The organism is Massilia haematophila, assembly GCF_042647645.1.
In the GTDB taxonomy this organism is placed as follows: Bacteria; Pseudomonadota; Gammaproteobacteria; order Burkholderiales; family Burkholderiaceae_D; genus Telluria; species Telluria haematophila.
Genome location: NZ_JBHRVV010000001.1, coordinates 3,203,520 through 3,222,700 on the forward strand (window position 1 = coordinate 3,203,520; position 19,181 = coordinate 3,222,700).

Consider the following 19,181-nt stretch of genomic DNA (forward strand, 5'->3'; position numbering starts at 1 on the left):
CAGGACTGCCTGGCACCTGTCCGGGAATGCACTTCCCGACAATCGCGAGCACGGTCGTATGTACTTAAACTAGCAACTCGTCCGCGTTGTCGCTTGGGCAGCGCTATAGTATGCTTCCCTCCATAATAGAGAGACAACCGGACGCGCCTGACGCGATCGGCTAAATAATATGTAGCGAAACTACCTCTCCCGCCCTCCTGCGTTCTGCGCAGCCCTCCATTTCTCGCCGAGACCGCCATGAGACGTTCTTTTGCAACACTTTTCCTTGCCGCCAGCTGCGCCGGCGCCTTTGCCGCCACGCCGACCGCCATCGAACACATGGAACCGCCGTTCTGGTGGGCCGGCATGCAACACAAGGGCCTGCAGTTGATGGTCCATGGCAAGGACATCGGCCGCATGGAAGCGGCGCTCGACTACCCGGGCGTGCGCCTGGTCTCGACCACCCGGGTGCCGAATGCGAACTACCTGTTCGTCGACCTCGAGATCGGGCCCGAGGCGCAGCCGGGCGACTTCGACATCGTGTTCAAGGGCGACGGCCGCAGCGAGCGCTATCGCTACCGGCTGCTGGCGCGCGAACCGGGCTCGGCGCAGCGTCAGGGCTTCGGGCCGGGCGACGCCATCTACCAGATCATGCCGGACCGCTTCGCCAACGGCATTCCTGCGAACGACAACGTGGCCGGCATGCGCGAACAGGCCGGCCGCAGGCACGGGGGCGGGCGCCATGGCGGCGACATCCAGGGCGCCATCGACCACCTCGACTACATCGCCGGCCTGGGCTTCACCCAGCTGTGGCCGACGCCCCTGGTCGAGAACGACTCCCCGGCGTACTCGTATCACGGCTACGCCGCCACCAACCATTACAGGATCGACCCGCGCTACGGCAGCAACGAGGACTTCGTGCGCCTCTCCCGCGAAGCGAAGCAGCGCGGCGTGGGCCTGATCCAGGACGTGGTGCTGTCCCACATCGGCAAGCACCACTGGTGGATGAAGGATTTGCCGACGCCGGACTGGATCAACTACGGCGGCAAGTTCATCCCGACCCAGCATCACCGCGTCGCGGTGCAGGACCCGTATGCCTCGCAGGCCGACAGCGACAACTTCACCAGAGGCTGGTTCGTCGAAGGCATGCCGGACCTGAACCAGACCAATCCGCTGGTCGCCAACTACCTCATCCAGAACAACATCTGGTGGATCGAATACGCCGGCCTGTCCGGCCTGCGCATCGACACCTACGGCTATTCCGACGGCGCCTTCCTGACCGAGTACACCAGGCGCCTGATGGCCGAGTACCCGCGCCTGAACATGGTGGGCGAGGAATGGAGCGTGCGCGTTCCCGTCGTGGCGCGCTGGCAGCGCGGGAAGGCCAACTTCGACGGCTACACCAGCCACCTGCCCAGCCTGATGGACTTTCCGCTGGTCGATGCGATGCGCAATGCGCTCTCGAAGACCGGCGACGAGAACGGCCTGAACGAGGTCTACGAGACGCTCTCGCTCGACTACCTGTATCCGGAGCCGGGCAATCTCGTGCTCTTCGGCGGCAACCACGACATGGCGCGCATGTTCAGCGCCGCCGGCGAAGACATCGACCGCTGGCGCATGAACCTGGTGTTCCTGATGACGATGCCGCGCATCCCGCAGTTCTACACCGGCGACGAGATCCTGATGACCAGCACGGTGAAAGGCCGCGACGACGCCAGCTACCGCCGCGACTTCCCCGGCGGCTGGGCAGGCGACAAGGTGAACGCCTTCAGCGGCGCCGGCCTCACCAGCCGGCAGCGCGCGGCGCAGGACCTGGTGCGCAAGCTTGCCAACTGGCGCAAGAACGAGCCGGTCATCCACAGCGGGCGCCTGATGCACTTCGGCCCCGAACAGAACACCTGGGTCTACTTCAGATATAACAAGGACAAACGCATCATGGTGGCCATGAACAACAACGATAAACCGATGACCCTGGCGACCGCGCGCTTCCAGGAAATGCTCAAGGGCGCCCCTTCCGGCGTCGATATCCTGAGCGGGAAGACGGTCGACCTCGGCCGCGAACTGCGCCTGGCGCCGAAGTCGGTCGTCATCATCGAACTGCCGGGGGCATGATGAAAGCATCCGTACTCGCACGCTCGCTCGCTCTTGCCTTCTCCCTCTCGTTCGGCACCGCCGGCGCAGTGGAAAAGCCCGGCATCGACGCCTTCTTCGACGCCATGGCGATCCATGCGCAACCCGGCCAGCAGGCGCGCTTCGTCGCCGGCGACAACCTGGCCGGCTATTTCGAGGCCTTCACCCACAGCTACGACAAGGGCGAAGGCTACGTCTTCAAGAGCGGCACCGTCTTCCACAACTACATGAGCTTCGCCGACGGCGTGCAGAACGACCGCAGCGGCGGAAGCGAAGAAGTGCTGCCCTGGGGCCACCGCGTGCGCTACGCCAACGGCGCGCGCGAGGAACTGGCGCTGCTCTCCAAGCAGCAGGCGCTGGCGCTGCGCGTGACCAGTGCCAAGGACGCGACGCTTGCCCTGCGCCCCCTGCTCAAGACCGCGGGCAGCGTGACCCAGGCGGACGGCATCGTCACCGTGGCGCCAGGCAAAGGCGCGGCGCTGTACATGGCGCTCGCCGCCGACCGCCCCTTCACGCTGCGCGACGACCTGACGCTGGCGACAAAGGCGCCCGCGACATCGTTCACCGTGATCGCCGCCTTCGGCGCCACCGCCGCCGAAGCGGCCGCACGCGCACGCACGCTGGCGCAGGGCGATGCGATCGCCGCCGAGCGCCGAGTGACGTACGAGGCGCTGACGCGCAGCTACCTGGCCACCAGCGATCTTGCGTACAACAAGGCGCTGAACTGGGCCAAGGCCTCGGCGCGCATGTTCGTGGTCGAGGAATACGGCACCGGCATGTGGGCCGGCCTGCCCTGGTTCCGCGAGAACTGGGGCCGCGACACCTTCATCGCCCTGCCCGGCACGCTGCTGGTGGCGGGCGACTTCGCATCCGCCAAGGCTGTGCTGGCCAACTTCGCGCGCTACCAGAACCTGCGCGCGCCGCGCGACAAGGATTACGGACGCATCCCGAACCGCGTTTCGCCCTCCGAGATCATCTACAACACGGTGGACGGCACGCCCTGGATGCTGCGCGAGGCGATCGAGACCATCCGCTACACGGGCGACCGCGCCTTCGCCGCCGAGATGTACAAGCTCGCCGTGCCCTACTTCGAGGGCGCGATCGCCAACTACATGGACCCGGACGGCCTGCTGCGCCATGCGGCGTCCGACACCTGGATGGACGCGCGCGTCGAGAACCCGCTTCACCAACCCTGGTCGGACCGCGGCCCGCACGCGGTCGAGATCCAGGCCCTGTGGTACACCGCGCTGCAGTCCGGCGCCATGCTGGCCAGCCAGGCCGGCGACCATGCCCGCGCCCGCGAATGGTCGACGCTGGCGGCCAAGGTGCAGGCCAGCTTCCTGCGCCGCTTCTGGGATGGCAAGACCATGGCCGACCGCCTGCGTGCCGACGGCAGCCGCGACACCAAGCTGCGCCCGAACCAGCTGATGCTGGCCTCGATTCCCTTCGACGACTTCGTGCCGGGCGAGGTGCAGGCCAAGGTGACGAAGAATGCCGTATCTGGCCTGCTCTACCCCTACGGCATCGCCTCGTTGGCCCAGGACGACGTCTACTTCCACCCGCGCCACGAGAACCCGGCCTTCCACCACAAGGACGCGGCCTACCACAACGGCACCATCTGGGGCTGGAACGCCGGCTTCACGGTGACCGCCCTGAACCGCTTCGGCTACCAGGATTTGAGCTGGCCGCTGACGCAGAACCTGGGCGCCCAGATCCTTGGCCTGGGGACGCTGGGCAGCATGAGCGAAAACCTCGACGCCCTGCCGCGCGAGGACGGCAGCCTGACCCCGACCGGCACCTTCGCCCAGTCCTGGAGCGTGGCAGAGTACGCGCGCAACGCCTACCAGGACTACGTCGGCTTCCGGCCCGACCTGCTTGCCAACACGCTGGTGTTCGAGCCGGCCATTCCGACCGGCTGGCGCGATTTCGGCGCGGCCCTGCCCTTCGGCGCCGACGAAAGCGTGGACGTGGACTTCGAGCGCACCAGGGATGGCGAACGCTGGACCTTCACCCTGCGCGGCAAGACCGCGCGCACGCTGCGGATGATCTATTTGAACCCGGACAAGAGCCGCTCGCAGGTCGCCTTCATCCTGGCTCCGGGCAAGGCGGCGACGCTGGCGATCGCCGGCGGGCGCGCCCTGCTCGACGGCCGCGCGTTGAAGGCGCAGGCCGCGCGCCCCTCGCATGCGGCAACCATCGGCAAGCTGGACTTCGTGCAGCCGAAGGTCTACCGTAGCCAGGACTTCCCGATGCTGCGCGGCCAGGATGTCCTGCGCGGCATCGTCGAACGCAACGAATACCGCTGACAGGAGTGCCGATGTCGTCATCCCAATGGCTGCTGGGCGCAGCCTTCTTCACCAGCGCGGCTGCTGCCGTTGCTACCTCGGCGGATCCCGGCCCGCTGCGCCAGGACATCTTTGTCCGCGGCGGCTTCAACGGCTGGGGCACCGAGCACCGGCTCCAGTACCAGGGCGACGGCGTCTATGCCGCCGAGGTGCTGATCGGTCCCGGCAACCATGGCTTCAAGATCGGCAGCCGCGACTGGCGCCAGGAATGGGTGCTCGATAGCGGCAAGAGCGTGCGCGTCCAGCCCGACCAGGCGCTGCGCCTGGAGACCCAGGCCGGCCCCGAGGACTACCTGTTCGTGCGCAGCACCGGCACCTACCGCTTCACCGTCGATGCGCGCAACCCGGCCGCGCCGCTGTTGCGCGTCACGCGGCTGGCGCCTGCCGCGGCGGCTTCGAAGGACGACCCACACGCCGGCCGCGCACGGGTCTCCACCCTGGCCTGGCCCACCTGGGACGGCAAGCAGGAACAGGCGCGCTTCTCGCTGGTCGATCCGGAAGCCCAGCTGCGCAGCTACACGCATTCGACCACGCTGGCGCTGCGCGACCCCGTGCCCCAACACGCCACCTACGCCGAAAGCGCGGACCGCCCCTACACCCGCAGCGGCAACCTTGCCTTCGACGCGCTGTTCGCGCTGGCCGGCAGCGAGATGGCGCAGGACGCGGTCAGCGACATCCGCGACGGCAACTACAACGGTGGCGCCGCGATCCCCTGCGACTGCTTCGAGACCGGCGAGAAATGGCATTACGTCTGGACCCGCGACCTGTCCTACGCGGCCGACCTCGGCCTGGCCCTGCTCGACCCGGCGCGGGTGCGCAACTCGCTCGATTTCAAGCTGGCCGCCTACCGCCAGGGCGCAACGAAAGCGCCGCAGGTGCCCGGCACGAACGACGGTTTGCAGGTCGTGCAGGACACCGGCAGCGGCGGCAGCTGGCCGGTCAGCACCGACCGCGTCACCTGGGCCTTCGCGGCCGAGGAAGTGCTGCGCACCCTGCCTCCGGCCGAACGCGCCGCCTTTGCCGCGCGGGCGCTGCAGGCGCTGGCGAACACGATCGAGATCGACCGCGTCGCCGCCTTCGATCCGCAGGACGGCCTATACACCGGCGAGCAGAGCTTCCTCGACTGGCGCGACCAGAGCTATGCCAGCTGGATCGTCGACGACCTGGCCTCGATGTCGAGCGCCAAGGCGGTCTCGACCAACGCCACCCACTACCAGGCCCTGAGGCTGGCCGCGAAGCTGGCGCGCGAACAGAAGGACACGGCCCGCGCCGCGCGTTACGAAGGCTGGGCGGCCGACCTGAAACGCGCGATCAACCGGAAACTGTGGCTGCCGGACGCCGGCATGTACAGCAGCCTCACCGCCGCCCATTTCGACGGCGCGCCGCTGCACAAGTTCGACTGGCTGGGCCAGTCGCTGGCGATCATCACCGGCATCGCCGACGCCGGCCAGGCGCGCAGCATCCTGGCACGCTACCCGCACGGCCCGATGGGTCCGCCCGTGATCTGGCCCCAGCAGCAGGGCGCGCCGGTCTACCACAACCGCGCCATGTGGCCCTTCGTTACCGGCTATGGATTGAAAGCCGCCGCCCTCGGCAGCAATGCCAGCGTGGCCGACGCCGCCTACGACTCGCTGATGCGCGGCGCGGCGCTGAACATCTCGAACATGGAGAACCTCGAGTGGCTATCGGGCCAGCCGCTGCTGCTCGACGAACGGCATCCGGAGCTGATCGGCCCGGTGATCAATTCGCGGCGCCAGCTGTGGTCGGTCGGCGCCTATCTCGGCATGGTGATCGAGTCCGTGTTCGGGGTGTCGGCGCGCGACGAGGGCATTGCCCTGCGCCCCTTCGTGACGGCGAAGCTGCGACGCGAGACCTTCGGCGGGACCGACCAGGTCGCGCTGCACAACCTGCGCCTGCGCGGCCAGCGCATCGCGGTGCGCCTGCTGCTGCCTGCCGCGAGCAAGGGCAATGGGTACTACCAGGTCGCGGGCGTGATGCACAACGGCGCACCGGCGGGTGCCACGATTCCCTGGACGGCGCTACGCGACGGCGACATGATCGAGGTGAAGCTGGGCGCGCTGGTGGAAGGCGACAGCGCCATCCGCCGCGTGAACGGCGATCCCTACGTCGAAGCGCCCGCCGTGTTCGCGCCGCGCGAGCCGGCGATCGACGCGCTGCAACCCGGCACGGACGGGCGCGTACGCCTGGCCATCGGCAGCGGCGGCCGCAGTGAAAGCGGCGCCGGCACCGTTTACAACATCTACCGCGACGGCAAGCTGGTCGCCGCCGGCGTACCGGCCGGCGCCTGGACCGACCGCGAGGCGGCGCCCTTCGCCTGCTATGCGGTGGAGGCGCAGTTCGCCGCATCGGGCAACCGCAGCCACCACAGCGTGCCGCGCTGCGCCGCGCCCGCCAGCGAAATCGCGGTGACGGATGCGCGCGTGGCATCCAACCTGAATGTCACGCCGGCCGCCGGACGCTTTGGCGCGCCGCGCCTGGCGGACTGGGGCCAGCCTGCGGACCGTTTCGCGGTGCGCGACGTCAAGATCGCCGAGGCCGGCGACTACCGCATCCAGGTCCGGTATCACAACGCCGCCAACCAGATCAACCTGGGCATCAGCAATGGCGTGAAATGGCTGACGGTGCTCGACGCGCAAGGCAGGACCGTGGCCGAAGGCGTGGTCCAGCTGCCGCAGGCGCAGTTCGACAGGACAGCCACCCCGACGGTGCTGTCGACGCCACTCGCGGCGCGCCTGCAGCCGGGCGCCTACAGCCTGCGCATGAGCGATTTCTATAACATGAGCTACCTGGAGAGCAACGCCAGCTTCAGCGGCGCCGGCGGCACGCAAGGGCCGTGGAATCGCATCGACATCTACGGCGTCCGCGTGCAGAGGGTGAATTAAGCCGAATGCTTAAGCCGCGGCGCGCTCGCTCTGGCTGCCCGGCTTCAGCGGCTTGAGCAGCGCCAGCCGCCCTTCCAGCACGCGAAATTCGAGCGGCATCGGCATGCGCGTCACCTCGCCGTCGGTGGCGACCTTCACGGTACGCCGCGGCGACAGGCGGGCATGCTTGACCGTCAGGCGCTTGAACGAGAACGCGACCACGTTCGGCGCCTCGCCCAGGCGGCCCAGCGCGCCGCGCAGCAGCAGCCCGAGCATGCCGAGCTTGCCGACCCGGCGCGGCGCGATCGCGGCCAGCTCGCCGTCCTCGACCGCCGTGGTGAGCGGCTCCATGCCGACCTGCTCCATCTGCAGCCGGTTGTTCCCGACGAACAGGGTCGCGGTGCGGAGTTTACGCACCTGCCCCTCGGTCTCGAGCGCGATGCGCAAGGGCCGGTGGCGGCCGAGCGCGGTCTTCAGCGCCGACAGGATCGCGACCACGCGGCTGCGCCCGTACTGGCGCTTGTCCTGCTCGCGCGCCTCGAGCAGGGCCGGATACAGGCCGACGCTGGCGTTCACCAGGAAGATGCGGTCGTTGACCATGCCGACCTGGACCGGCTGCACGGTCGAGGTGACCAGGGCGCGCACCGCCTCGGCCAGGTCTTCGGGAATCCCGTGGGTGCGGCCGAAGTAGTTGAAGGTACCCTGCGGCAGCACGCCGAACACGCAGCCCTGCAGCACGGCCTGGTGGGCGACGGTATTGATGGTGCCGTCGCCACCGGCGGCCACCAGCACGCCGCCGTTGCGCCTGGCCTCTTCCGCCATGCGGCGCGCGGTGTCGCCCAGTTCGGCGGCATCGTCGACGACGTGGAGATGGCAGGTGCGGCCGGCCTCGGCCAGCACGTCGCGGATGGTCGAGCAGCGCAGCTCGGTCTCGGCATGGCCGGAGCCGGCGTTGAGCACCACGTAGAAGGCAGCGTTCTGGTCTGGCTCGGTGATCGGCATCGCGGCGGGGCTTTCGAAATGTGATGAAGAGCGTCTAACAAAACCTTCAGGGCCAGGGATACGGCCATCCGGCGCGTCGTCGAAGACAGTACGAATGTACGGCGAGACGACGCAACGCCGCCATGGAGGTTTTGTTAGGCGCGCTAAGGGTCTCCCTTATCCTACCACTGCGTAACACAGCTTCCGTGCTGCACCGCACACAGCCAAAAACGTGTGCGCCGTGGCGATTTCCGTGTGTCGATCGTCATCGGGTGTGCCTGGTGGGTACGAGTACCCACCCTACGGTGCGGCGCTATTCATCCGCAGTCGGCCAGTGGTCGGGATCCTGCAGCAACTGGTACATGACGTAGGCGTCGACGTAGCCGAGACGCTTGTGGCGGAAGGCCTTGGGCAGGGTGCCGACGATGGAGAAGCCGAGCTTTTTCCACAGCATCACGGCGGCGCTGTTGGTGCTTACCACATAGTTGAACTGCATGGCCAGGTAGCCCTGGCTGCGCGCCTCTTCCAGGCTGTGCTCGCCGAGGATGCGGCCCACGCCCACGTCCTGGGCGTTCGGGCTGACCATGTAGGACGCATTCGCCACATGGTGTCCGCGCCCGAGCTGGTTCGGCACCACCCGGTACATCCCCAGCACGCGCTCGCCCAGCACGGCCACGCGCGCGGTGACGTTCGGGCCCAGCCAGTAGGCGTACGCGCCCTCGCGCGTGATGTCGGGGCCAAAGGGGTAGGTTTCGCCGGTAGCGACGTGGGCGCTGAAGATGGTCCACATCGCGTCGAAATCGGCGCTGGTGGCGGGGCGAATCTGAATATCTTTCACGGGTGAAATAATGCTTAGCGAAAATGCATGACTGGCGATTCTAGCACCGGCTCGGCACGCTTCAGCGTCCGATACGAAAGTCGACCGCGGCGGCCCGGCCCGGCAGGCGCAGGGTAGCGCGCGCGGACGGCGCTTCGGCCACGACCGCGCCGCGCCGCACGACCAGCCGGCGCGTCGCGCGCAGGCGGATCGCCTCGACCGGGGTAGCGGCGTCGAGCAGCACGAAGTCGGCATGGCAGCCCGGCGCCAGTCCATAGCCTTCCAGGCCGAGGATGCGCGCCGGGGTCTCGGTAACGGCCAGGAAGCACTGGCGCATTGCTTCCTGGCCGGTCATCTGCGCCACGTGCAGGCCCATGTGCGCCACTTCCAGCATGTCGCCCGAGCCCAGGCCGTACCAGGGATCCATCACGCAATCGTGGCCGAAGGCGACGTCGATGCCGGCGGCCAGCAGCTCGGGCACGCGGGTCATGCCGCGTCGTTTCGGGTAGGTGTCGTGGCGGCCCTGCAGGGTGATGTTGATCAGGGGGTTGGCGATCGCCGCCACGCCGGACTCGCGCATCAGCGGCAACAGCTTGCTCACGTAATAGTTATCCATCGAATGCATCGAGGTCAGGTGGGAGCCCGCCACCCTACCCTGCAGGCCCAGGCGCCAGGTCTCGTAGGCCAGGGTCTCGATGTGGCGCGAGAGCGGATCGTCGGTCTCGTCGCAATGCATGTCGACGCGCAGGCCCTTGTCGGCCGCGAACTCGCACAGCAGGCGTACCGACTCGGCCCCTTGCGCCATGGTGCGCTCGAAATGCGGGATGCCGCCGACCACGTCCACGCCCATGGCAATCGCCCGCTTCAGGTTGTCGAAGGCGCCAGGGCTGCGCAGCAGGCCGTCCTGGGGGAAGGCCACCAGTTGCAGGTCGAGGTAGGGTGCGACGCGGCGGCGCACCTCGAGCAGGGCCTCGACCGCCAGCAGGCGTTCGTCGCAGACGTCGACATGGGTGCGGATCGCCAGCAGGCCGCGCGCCACGGCCCAGTCGCAGTACTGCAGTGCCCGCTCGATCAGCGCTTCCTGGACCAGTTGCGGCTTGAGCTCGCCCCACAGCGCGATACCCTCCAGCAAGGTGCCGGATGCGTTGACGCGCGGCATTCCATAACTGAGCGTGGAATCCATGTGAAAGTGGGCGTCGACAAAGGGCGGCGTGACGAGGTCGCCGCCAGCCTCGATCTCGTGGATCCCGCGCAACGCCAGCGCCGGGCCGACCTCCGCAATGCGTCCGTCCTGCACGGCGATATCGATGCCGGTGCGTCCGTCCGGCAAACTGGCATTGCGTATCACAAGGTCCATGGCCGCTCCTGAGGTCGTTGATTCATTGTAGCGATTTCCGGTCGCCTGAAAAGCTGAATCGCGTGTCACTTTGTAACAATGCTGCAGCGCAAGATTGCGTGAACGCGACACTACCAAATTGTTCTTTTCAACACTCGGCATCAGGGCTACACTAGGCCATGTTGCAGTGCGCCATAACCGAACGATAAGGAATTTCGATGATTTCTCTTCCAGAACAGTTCCACGCAGCACGCCAGACCCAGATCGACAAGCAATTCCAGCTCCTGCGCGTCCTGGGCGACCAGGCTCTGGACAGCACCGGCCGCATCCTCGCCCTGAACCTCGACGCTTCGCGCGCCGCGGTCGAACACTCCTCGAGCGCCATGCGCCAGCTGCTGGCCATGCGCGATCCGCGCGACCTCCTGAACATCGGCGCCCAGGGCCAGCGCCAGCTGCGCACCATGTTCGACTATGGTCGCGAGCTGTTCAGCATTGCCACCGGCCTGCGCGGCATCGGCCTGCAGACGTATGCGGTGGCGCCAAGCGCACTGGCCGCCCCGGCCGCGGTCGAAGCCGCGCCGCTGAAGGAAGCCGAGATCGTCGCCGATGCCACGGCGGCGGTTGCCGCCAGCGCCGCCGAGGCGCTGTCCGAGACCGCGTCGACTACCGCGTTGGCTACCACGTCAGATACCGTGCCGGCTGCCGCAGCGGCTGCGCCGCCCCCGAAGCCCGCCCACGTTTCCGTATCGGCCGCCGAGCTCGTGCCCGACAGCTCGCCCGTCGTGACCTCGGACGTCGCCCCGCCGGTCGAGCCGACGCCGATCGCCAGGGCCGCCAGCGAAGCGCTCGAGGTGCCGCTGGCGCCACCGCACCCGGTCGCCGCCAGCGTGCCGGTCGAGGTCGCGGTCGAGATCGAGATCCCGAAGATCGCGCCGGTCGACGCCACGCCTCCCGTCGCCGCCCCGGCGCATGGCGCGCCGAAGGTCACGGAAATCCGCAGCGGCCGTGGCCGCAAGAAGCAGAATTAATCCAGGGCTGATGCCGATTTAGAGCGCCTAACAAAACCTTCAGGGCAAGGGATGCGGCCACCCGACGCTGCGACGAAGACAGTACGCCTGTACGGCGAGGAGCTGCAACGCAGCGATGGAGGTTTTGTTAGGTGCTCTTAATGCTTATCGGCACCCGCGCTGCGCTGCGTGGGCAAAGAAAGTAGACTAGCGGGCTTCGGCCCGCTTTCTTTTTTGCGGGCGCAATGCAAGGAATTCCAATGAGTCTAGCGAGCTTGGTGGGCAGCTTCGTGCTGCGCCACTGGAAAGCATACGCGTCCTCCGCGGTGATGCTGATCGCGGTCGCGGTGTGCAGCGTGTGGGTGCCGCGCAAGGTGGGGGCGATGATCGACGGCCTGGCCGCGCACCGCCTGTCGCACCACGACCTGATGGTCGGGATCGCCCAGCTGCTGGCGCTGGGCGTGGCAATCTACATCCTGCGCGTCTGCTGGCGCGTGCGCCTGTATTCGGCGGCTTACCGCCTCGGCGTCGAGCTGCGCATGCGCCTGTATGCCAGGCTGTCGAGCCAGGGTCCGGCCTTCTACCAGAAGCAGCGTACCGGCGACCTGATGGCGCTCGGCACCAACGACATCGACGCCATCGAGATGGCCGCCGGCGAAGCGATGCTGGCCGGCTTCGACGGCACCCTGACCCTGGTGATGGTGCTGGGCGTGATGCTGCTCGGCGTCGACTACCGGCTGGCCCTGATCGCCCTGCTGCCCTTCCCTCTGATGGGCCTGGCCTTCTGGTATATCTCGCGCCACATCCACACCGCCGAGACCGATTCGCTCAAGCGTTTCTCGGACCTGAACGACCACGTGCAGGAATCGCTGTCGGGCGTGCGCACCCTGCGCGCCCTGGGCCTGGAAGCGCGCAGCGCCGGCCAGTTCGGCGAGCTGGCCGGCAAAGCCTCGGAAGCCAGCCTCGCGGCCCAGAAATGGGAAGCGGCCTACGAGCCTGCGGTCGGCCTGACGCTCACCGCCGCCAGCACCCTGACGCTGGGTCTCGGCGGCTACCTGGTCTGGCAGAACCAGCTCACCATCGGCGCGCTGACCAGCTTCACCATGTACCTCGGCCAGCTGATCTGGCCGATGTTCGCGGCCGGCTGGGTGCTGTCGCTGATCGAGCGCGGCCGCGCCGGCCTGGCGCGCCTGCAGCCGATGCTCGACGCACCGCTCACCGTGGTCGACGAAGGCCGCATCGAGCAGATCGAGGACGGCCCGCTGGTGCTGCGCGAAGTCAGCTTCACGTATGCCGGGTCGGCCCAGCCGGCGCTCGACAAGGTCTCGGTGGCGCTGCGTCCCGGCATGACCCTGGGCCTGGTCGGCGCCACCGGCGCCGGCAAATCGACCCTGCTGCGCGTGCTGCTGCGCCAGGCCGAGCCGCAGCAGGGCGAGGTCACCTGGGGCGGCCACCGGCTGGAGGACTACAAGCTCGCGGCCCTGCGCGCGGCGACCAGCTGGGTGCCGCAGGAATCCTTCCTGTTCTCGGCCAGCATCGCCGAGAACATCGCACTGGCGCGTCCGGGCGCCAGCCGCCTCGAAGTCGAGGAAGCCGCGAAGATGGCGGCGGTCCACGACGACATCCTGCGCTTCCCGCAGGGCTACGACACGCCGGTCGGCGAAAAGGGCATCACGCTCTCGGGCGGCCAGCGCCAGCGCATCGCGATCGCGCGTTCGCTGCTGGCCGACAGCTCGCTGCTGCTGCTCGACGACGCGCTGTCGGCGGTCGATACCGGCACCGAGACCCGCATCCTCGAGCACCTGGCCGAGCTGCGCGCCTCGCGTCCGGAACTGACCGCCATCATCGCCAGCCACCGTCTCTCGGCCGTGGTGAATGCCGACCTGATCGTGGTGCTGAAGGACGGCCGCGTGGTCGAATCGGGCGACCACGAATCCCTGCTGCTGCGCGACGGCTGGTATGCCAGCCAGTGGCGCTACCAACAACTGGAGGCCAGCATCGATGCCAGCTAAAAAAATCGAACAAGCCGGGCGCGCCGAAGCGAAGCGGGCGGCCGGCCTGCTGCGCCGCGCCGCCTGGCCCGACATCAAGCATTTGAAATGGGCCACCTTCTGGCTGGTCATCGCCGCCGCGCTGGAAGTCATGGGTCCGATCCTCGGCAAGGCCCTGATCGACGACCACCTGGTGCCGCGCCATGCCGACTGGACGCGCATGGGCCTGCTGCTGGCCGGCGTGCTGCTGACCGGCTGGATCTCGACCTGGCTGCGCTACCTGCAGCTGGTGCGCCTGTCGGGCCTGGCCATGCGCTCGGTGCAGCGCCTGCGCGAGTGGGTCTACGGCCACGTGCTGCGCCTGCCGATGGCCTTCTTCGACCGGGCGATCACCGGCCAGCTGGTCAGCCGCGTGACCAACGACACCGAGGCGGTGAAAAAGCTCTACATCCAGGTGCTGTTCTCGATCCTCGACAGCACCATCGTCCTGCTCGGCACCACGGTCGCCATGGCCTGGCTCGACTGGCGCCTGATGACGATCGTGCTGGCGCTGCTGCCGGCGGTGCTGGTGATCGTCTGGCTCTACCAGCGCCTGTCGGCGCCGGCGGTGACGCGCGCGCGCGCCCTGCGCAGCGACATCAACGCCCAGATGGCCGAGTCGATCGGCGGCATGACCGTGCTCCAGGCCAGCAACGCGGCGGGCCGCTTCGGCGAGCGCTTCGCCAACACCAACGATGGCCACTACCAGGCGCGCATCGCCGAGATCCGCGTCAATGCCCTGCTGCTGCGCCCCGCCCTCGACCTGCTCAACGTCGCGCTGCTGGCGGTCGTCATCTTCGCCTTCGGGCGGCGCGAGATCGGCGCGGTCGAAGTCGGCATCCTGTACGCCTTCATCAGCTACATCGCGCGCGTGGTCGAGCCGCTGATCCAGATCACGATGCAATTCAGCGGCCTGCAGCAGGCGGTGGTGGCCAGCGCGCGCGTCGCCACCCTGCTGGACGAAGCCAGCGCCGACGAACATGCGGCGGGCAGGGCAACGGGTGCACGGCCGACGGTATCGCCTCATTCTCCAGCGGTGCGCGTGCGCCACCTGGACTTCGCCTACGTGCCGGGCCAGAACGTGCTGCACGACGTCTCGCTCGACATCCCGCAGGGCGCCTTCTACGGCATCGTCGGCCACACCGGCAGCGGCAAGTCGACCCTGCTGTCGCTGCTGCTGCGCTACTACGTCGCCGACAAGGACCATGGCAGCGGCCAGATCGAAATCTGCGGCGAGCCGATTGCCGCCATCGACAACGAGCGCTTCCGCAACGAGGTCGGCCTGGTGCCCCAGGATCCCTTCATCCTGGCGGCCTCGGCGCGCGAGAACATCGACATGGGACGTGGCCTGCCCCAGGAGCGGATCGAGGCGGCGGCGCGCGCGGCGCATGCCCACGGCTTCATCGCCGCGCTCGAGGGAGGCTACGAGACCTCGCTCGGCGAAGGCGGTTCGCGCCTGTCCTCCGGCCAGAAGCAGCTGATCGCGATCGCGCGCGCGCTGGCGGGCGAGCCGCGCATCCTGCTGCTCGACGAGGCGACCTCGCGCATCGATTCGGCCACCGAGCAGATCGTGCAGCAGGCCCTGGTCGAGCTGCGCGGCAAGGTGACCATCATCGCGATCGCGCACCGGCTCTCGACCATCCGCGACGCCGACCGCATCGTGGTGCTGAACCACGGACGCATTACCGAGTCCGGCCCGCACGAGGAACTGATGCGGATCGAGAATGGTTTGTACCAGCGCCTGTACATGCTGCAGCAGCTGGCGGTATAGCCTTCGTCCCGCGCGCGGCCTACACGGCTCGCCGGTGGGATGAGCAGTTGCCAATGTTGCCGTTTTGGCGTCGCTTTTTTGCTATATTCACAAAAAAAAGCGAAATTTCTATTAGGCAACACGCATATAATGCTCGGTGGCGTTGACCGTATGAAAAACGCATAACCACATCGAGACAGCTATGCCGGCAGCGAGAACGACGAGACAACCACGACAGCATCGTGCCGTGCTGCTGGCAACCCTATTGTTGGCGTCCTCGTACGCCGGCGCCCAGGGCCAGGGCCCACTGCAGAGCCGGCTGGCCGAGATCCGCGAGATCAACCGCTTCATTCCCGAACGCGCGCTGCCGATGCTGCTGAAGATCGAGCAGGAAGCGCGCGCCGGATCGGTCGAGGAGAAGGGCGAGATGCTGGCGCAGCTGTGCGGCGCCTACCACGCCCTGAGCCAGACCGCCAAGGCGCTGGCGGCCTGCGAGGAATTGATCGCGCTCGGCCAAAGCAGCGGCAACAATGCCGCGCTGGCCAAGGGCCTGGTGCGCAAGAGCTACATCATGTACGCCCGGAACGAGCTGGCGCTGTCGCACAACCTGACCTGGGAGGCCGAGCGCCTCGCCAACACCACCAACGACATCGAGCTGCGCGTGCGCGTGGGCGTGAACGCGGCCCAGGCCTTCTCCGAGGACGGCAACTTTCCGCGCGCGCTGGAAAAAATGCAGGCCACCCTGGCCTACGCCCGCGAGCACGGCGACGCGATCCACCAGGCCATCGTCCTGAATGCGCTGGCCAACCTGTACTCCCATATGCGCGAGTACGACAAGGGTTTCGAAACCCTGGCCGAGGCCTTCGAGGTGGCGAAGAAGGCCGATTCGCCGGGCCGCATGGCCCAGTTGAAGTCGACCGAGTATCGCCTGGCGGTGAAGGTCGGCCAGATGCGGCGCGCGCTGGCGGCGCAGATGGCCGCGCTCGAACTGCAGCGCAAGATCGGCGCGCATTCGCTGGTGACCTACTCGCTGATCAACCTGGCGGACGGTTACCTGAAGATGCGCGATTACCGCAACGCGAGCGCGTATGCGCAGCAGGCGATCGCGGCGGCGCAGGCGCTGAACGACAACGCGGCGCTGGCGACGGCGCGCGTCAACCTCGGCCAGGCGTACCTCGCCACCGGGCGCCTGGCCGAAGGCAAGGCGAGCTTCGAGGCCGGCCTGGCGGAGTACGAACGCAACGGCGACAAGCCGGAACTGCAGGGGGTGCTGCTCGAATACGGCGAGGCGCTCGAGCATGCCGGCGACCATGGCGCCGCCATCAAGGCCTACCACCGCGAGCGCACCCTGTCGAACGAGCTGTTCGAGAAGCGCCGCCAGAAGGCGATGCTCGAGCTGCAGGAAAAATACGACGCCGACAAGAAGCAGCGCCAGATCGAGCTGCTCGAGCGCGAGAATCAGGTCAAGTCGGCCGAGATCGACAACCGCCGCCTGCAGCAGCGCATCTGGGCGCTCCTGATCGTGGTGTTCGCGCTGGTTTCGGTGATCGTTGGCCTGCTGTACCGCAAGGTGCGCCACGCCAACGCCCAGCTGCACGAAAAGAACCAGGAGCTGAAGCAGCAAAGCGTGCGCGACCCGCTGACGGGCCTGTACAACCGCCGCCACTTCCAGGACTTCATGCGCACCCACCAGCTGCTGGACAAGCGCGGCGCCGGCGCCTCGGGCGACGAGATGGTCAGCGCCCTGTTCCTGATGGACGTCGACCACTTCAAGCACATCAACGACACCTACGGCCACGCGGCCGGCGACGCGGTCCTGATCAGGATCGCCGCCAGCCTGCGCGAGATCCTGCGCGAGACCGACATGATCGTGCGCTGGGGCGGCGAGGAATTCCTGGCCTTCCTGCCCGCGATCCCGCGCGGCGGCCTGGACGAAGTCGCGCGCCGCCTCCTGAGCGGCATCGCCGAGACCCGGATCGTCTACCAGGACATCACGCTGACGGCGAACGTGTCGATCGGCTTCGCGCCCTACCCGCTCGCGCCGGCCGGCCAGCCGCTGCCGTGGGAACGCGCGGTCAACCTGGTCGACATGGCGCTCTACATGGCCAAGGGCCACGGCCGCAACCGCGCATACGGCGTGCGCGGCTTCGCCGGCTTCGACCAGACCTCGATGGAAGAGATCGAGCAGAACCTCGAGCAGGCCTGGCGCGCCGGGTTTGTCGACATGTCGATCGTGACGGCGGGGTGGCAGGAGTTGAAGGTGGCGGGATAGGCGCGTAGGGTGGACACCTGTGTCCACGCGGTACGGCGGGTGATGTGTCGTGCCATTGAGCGCCAGCGTCCAGTCCGCTCGATCACACGTATTTTCTCGAAGGTCTCCTCCGATCAGGCGATGAGACCGCGTGGGCTCGAGAGCCCACCCTACGAAAACCCGGTAATCCGTAGGGTGGGTTCTCGAACCCACGCAGGTCCGTAGGGTGGGTTCTCGAACCCACGCGGTACGGCGTGTGATATGTCGCAGAAACCGCGTGGGCTCAAGAGCCCACCCTACCAACCTAACGCGCCGCTTCCTGCATCTTCTCGCCGGCCCGCTCGACCTTCTCGCCCACCTTGGCGCTCGCCTTTTCCAGCCCGCGCCCGGCCTCGGCGGTCGCGTCCTTGATCTTCTCGCGCGCTTCCTCGGTGCGGTCGGCCAGCCGGTCGCGCGCCTCTTCGGCGCGCTCGACCGCGCGCTGCGCGGCCTCGTCGGCTTTCTCGAGCGGCGCGCGCAGTTCGCGCGCCACCTTGTCGCCGGCCTCGTCCATCGCCTTGCCGGCCTTTTGCGCCGGTCCCATCGCGTCTTCGTCGCGCGGCGAGCAGGCGGCCAGGACCGCCAGCGCGGCCACCAGCAGCGGCGCACCGATCATGTTCGTCGTCTTCATGGTCGCTCCTGTCAAAAGCTGTTTCCGGCAGCATACACCCGGCGCGCTGCGCGCGGCTCACGGGTGACGCGCATCAGCGCACCTGGTCGGCGCGCGGATGCTCGGGCTGGCGCGCGTCGATCTTCGCCTTCAGCGCGCGGGTGGCGTCGTCCTCGCCCCAGCGCTTGGTAAAGGCGCGCAGGCGCGTGCGTGCCCGCTCGACGGACGACGACGCCAGCGCCGTCTCGACCGCCGCCTTCGCCTCGCGCCAGGCCTGGTTGCGCTGGCGCTGGCGGGTGCAGTCGCCGGCCGCCTCGTTGAGCGCCTGCTGCACCTTCTGCAACTGCTCGGGCGTGGCCCGGGTCGAGCGCAGGGCGATTAACTCGCTCTGCGCCTCGCGCGGCTTGCAGGCGGTGGCCAGGGCGATCGCCTTGTCGATCTGCTTTTCGATGCGCCGCTTGGCCGGATTGGCGACCAGCCAGACCGCCCACAGCACGGCCAGCGCCAGCAGCCACCAGCGCAGGCGTACCGGCTGGCGCTGCGGCGGCGCGTCCGGGGCGGGCGCGGGGCGCGGCCCGATGCCGGCGCGTACGCCGGGGCGCGGCGGTGGGGCCGGCGTTGCCGGCGGCGCTGGAGGAGCCGGCGCCGCCGGACCGGCCGGCCTGCCCATGGCGGCAGCCGCCCCGTTCACCGCGCCCTGCGCGTGGGCGAGCGCGGCGGCAGCGGCGGGCGCGGCCGTCGTGGCCGCGGATGCGCGCGGCGGCGCGGGCGCATCCTCGCGTCCGGCCTTGCCGAGCCGGATGCCGGAGGTGGTGGCAGCGGCCGGCGCCTGGTCGGCCGCTGCCGGCGCCGCTGCAGCCGCCGTCCCCTGCTCCGCCGGCGGCATGCGATGCGCCGCCGCGTCGCCGCGCTCCACGCCCGCCTTTTGCGGCGTGCCGCAATACGGACAGAAGTTCACGGGGCGCGGCCAGGTGCGGGCACAGCCGGGCTGGATACATCGATAAAGCATTTCGTTCTGCACAGC

The 19,181-nt window shown here is 68.3% G+C and carries 12 protein-coding genes; 7 read left to right on the forward strand and 5 right to left on the reverse strand.

The features are described 5' to 3' along the window. Nucleotides 1-237: 237 nt before the first annotated feature. From ACFOPH_RS14270 to ACFOPH_RS14280, 3 genes are read left to right on the forward strand one after another with little or no spacing between them, the layout of a single operon-like run. Entirely contained in the window at nucleotides 238-2,091 is a 1,854-nt protein-coding gene (locus tag ACFOPH_RS14270; protein WP_379735948.1) for a glycoside hydrolase family 13 protein, read from the forward strand. Further along, on the forward strand, nucleotides 2,088-4,415 hold the full coding sequence (locus ACFOPH_RS14275) for an amylo-alpha-1,6-glucosidase (RefSeq protein ID WP_379735950.1): 2,328 nt from the start codon (nucleotides 2,088-2,090) through the stop codon (nucleotides 4,413-4,415). Before ACFOPH_RS14270 ends, ACFOPH_RS14275 begins: the two co-directional genes overlap by 4 nt. Before the next feature lie 11 nt (nucleotides 4,416-4,426). Next, nucleotides 4,427-7,357: an MGH1-like glycoside hydrolase domain-containing protein gene (locus ACFOPH_RS14280; protein ID WP_379735952.1), complete on the forward strand. Its 2,931-nt coding sequence runs from the start codon at nucleotides 4,427-4,429 to the stop codon at nucleotides 7,355-7,357. Nucleotides 7,358-7,366: 9 nt separating this feature from the next. On the opposite strand, the gene ACFOPH_RS14285 is transcribed toward ACFOPH_RS14280, so the two are convergent. The 3 genes from ACFOPH_RS14285 to ACFOPH_RS14295 all read right to left on the reverse strand — a co-directional run bounded on the left by ACFOPH_RS14285 (nucleotide 7,367) and on the right by ACFOPH_RS14295 (nucleotide 10,491). Next, nucleotides 7,367-8,338, reverse strand: coding sequence for a diacylglycerol/lipid kinase family protein (locus ACFOPH_RS14285; protein ID WP_312549243.1), 972 nt, complete (start codon nucleotides 8,336-8,338; stop codon nucleotides 7,367-7,369). 292 nt (nucleotides 8,339-8,630) lie between these two features. Continuing rightward, the gene (locus ACFOPH_RS14290) at nucleotides 8,631-9,155 is read right to left on the reverse strand and encodes a GNAT family N-acetyltransferase (RefSeq protein WP_379735955.1); all 525 of its coding nucleotides are present in this window, start codon (nucleotides 9,153-9,155) and stop codon (nucleotides 8,631-8,633) included. A gap of 61 nt (nucleotides 9,156-9,216) precedes the next feature. Further along, nucleotides 9,217-10,491 (reverse strand): amidohydrolase family protein, encoded by a 1,275-nt coding sequence (locus ACFOPH_RS14295; RefSeq protein ID WP_379735957.1) that lies wholly within the window; start codon nucleotides 10,489-10,491, stop codon nucleotides 9,217-9,219. A gap of 197 nt (nucleotides 10,492-10,688) precedes the next feature. On the opposite strand from ACFOPH_RS14295, the gene ACFOPH_RS14300 reads away from it, so the two are divergent. From ACFOPH_RS14300 to ACFOPH_RS14315, 4 genes are all read left to right on the forward strand, one after another. Beyond that, nucleotides 10,689-11,498: a phasin family protein gene (locus ACFOPH_RS14300; protein ID WP_379735959.1), complete on the forward strand. Its 810-nt coding sequence runs from the start codon at nucleotides 10,689-10,691 to the stop codon at nucleotides 11,496-11,498. Nucleotides 11,499-11,737: 239 nt separating this feature from the next. Then, nucleotides 11,738-13,489, forward strand: a complete 1,752-nt coding sequence (locus ACFOPH_RS14305) for an ABC transporter ATP-binding protein (protein WP_379735961.1) — start codon at nucleotides 11,738-11,740, stop codon at nucleotides 13,487-13,489. Continuing rightward, a complete protein-coding gene (locus tag ACFOPH_RS14310) occupies nucleotides 13,479-15,278 on the forward strand; it encodes an ABC transporter ATP-binding protein (protein WP_379735963.1) in 1,800 nt (599 codons plus the stop codon). Before ACFOPH_RS14305 ends, ACFOPH_RS14310 begins: the two co-directional genes overlap by 11 nt. 226 nt (nucleotides 15,279-15,504) lie before the next feature. Beyond that, entirely contained in the window at nucleotides 15,505-17,529 is a 2,025-nt protein-coding gene (locus ACFOPH_RS14315) for a tetratricopeptide repeat-containing diguanylate cyclase (RefSeq protein WP_312552379.1), read from the forward strand. Between the two features lie 283 nt (nucleotides 17,530-17,812). Here ACFOPH_RS14315 and ACFOPH_RS14320 read toward each other — a convergent pair whose 3' ends face one another. Both ACFOPH_RS14320 and ACFOPH_RS14325 read right to left on the reverse strand, forming a co-directional pair. Beyond that, entirely contained in the window at nucleotides 17,813-18,178 is a 366-nt protein-coding gene (locus ACFOPH_RS14320) for a hypothetical protein (protein WP_312552377.1), read from the reverse strand. 73 nt (nucleotides 18,179-18,251) lie between these two features. Then, nucleotides 18,252-19,166: a hypothetical protein gene (locus tag ACFOPH_RS14325; protein WP_379735966.1), complete on the reverse strand. Its 915-nt coding sequence runs from the start codon at nucleotides 19,164-19,166 to the stop codon at nucleotides 18,252-18,254. Nucleotides 19,167-19,181 lie beyond the last annotated feature (15 nt).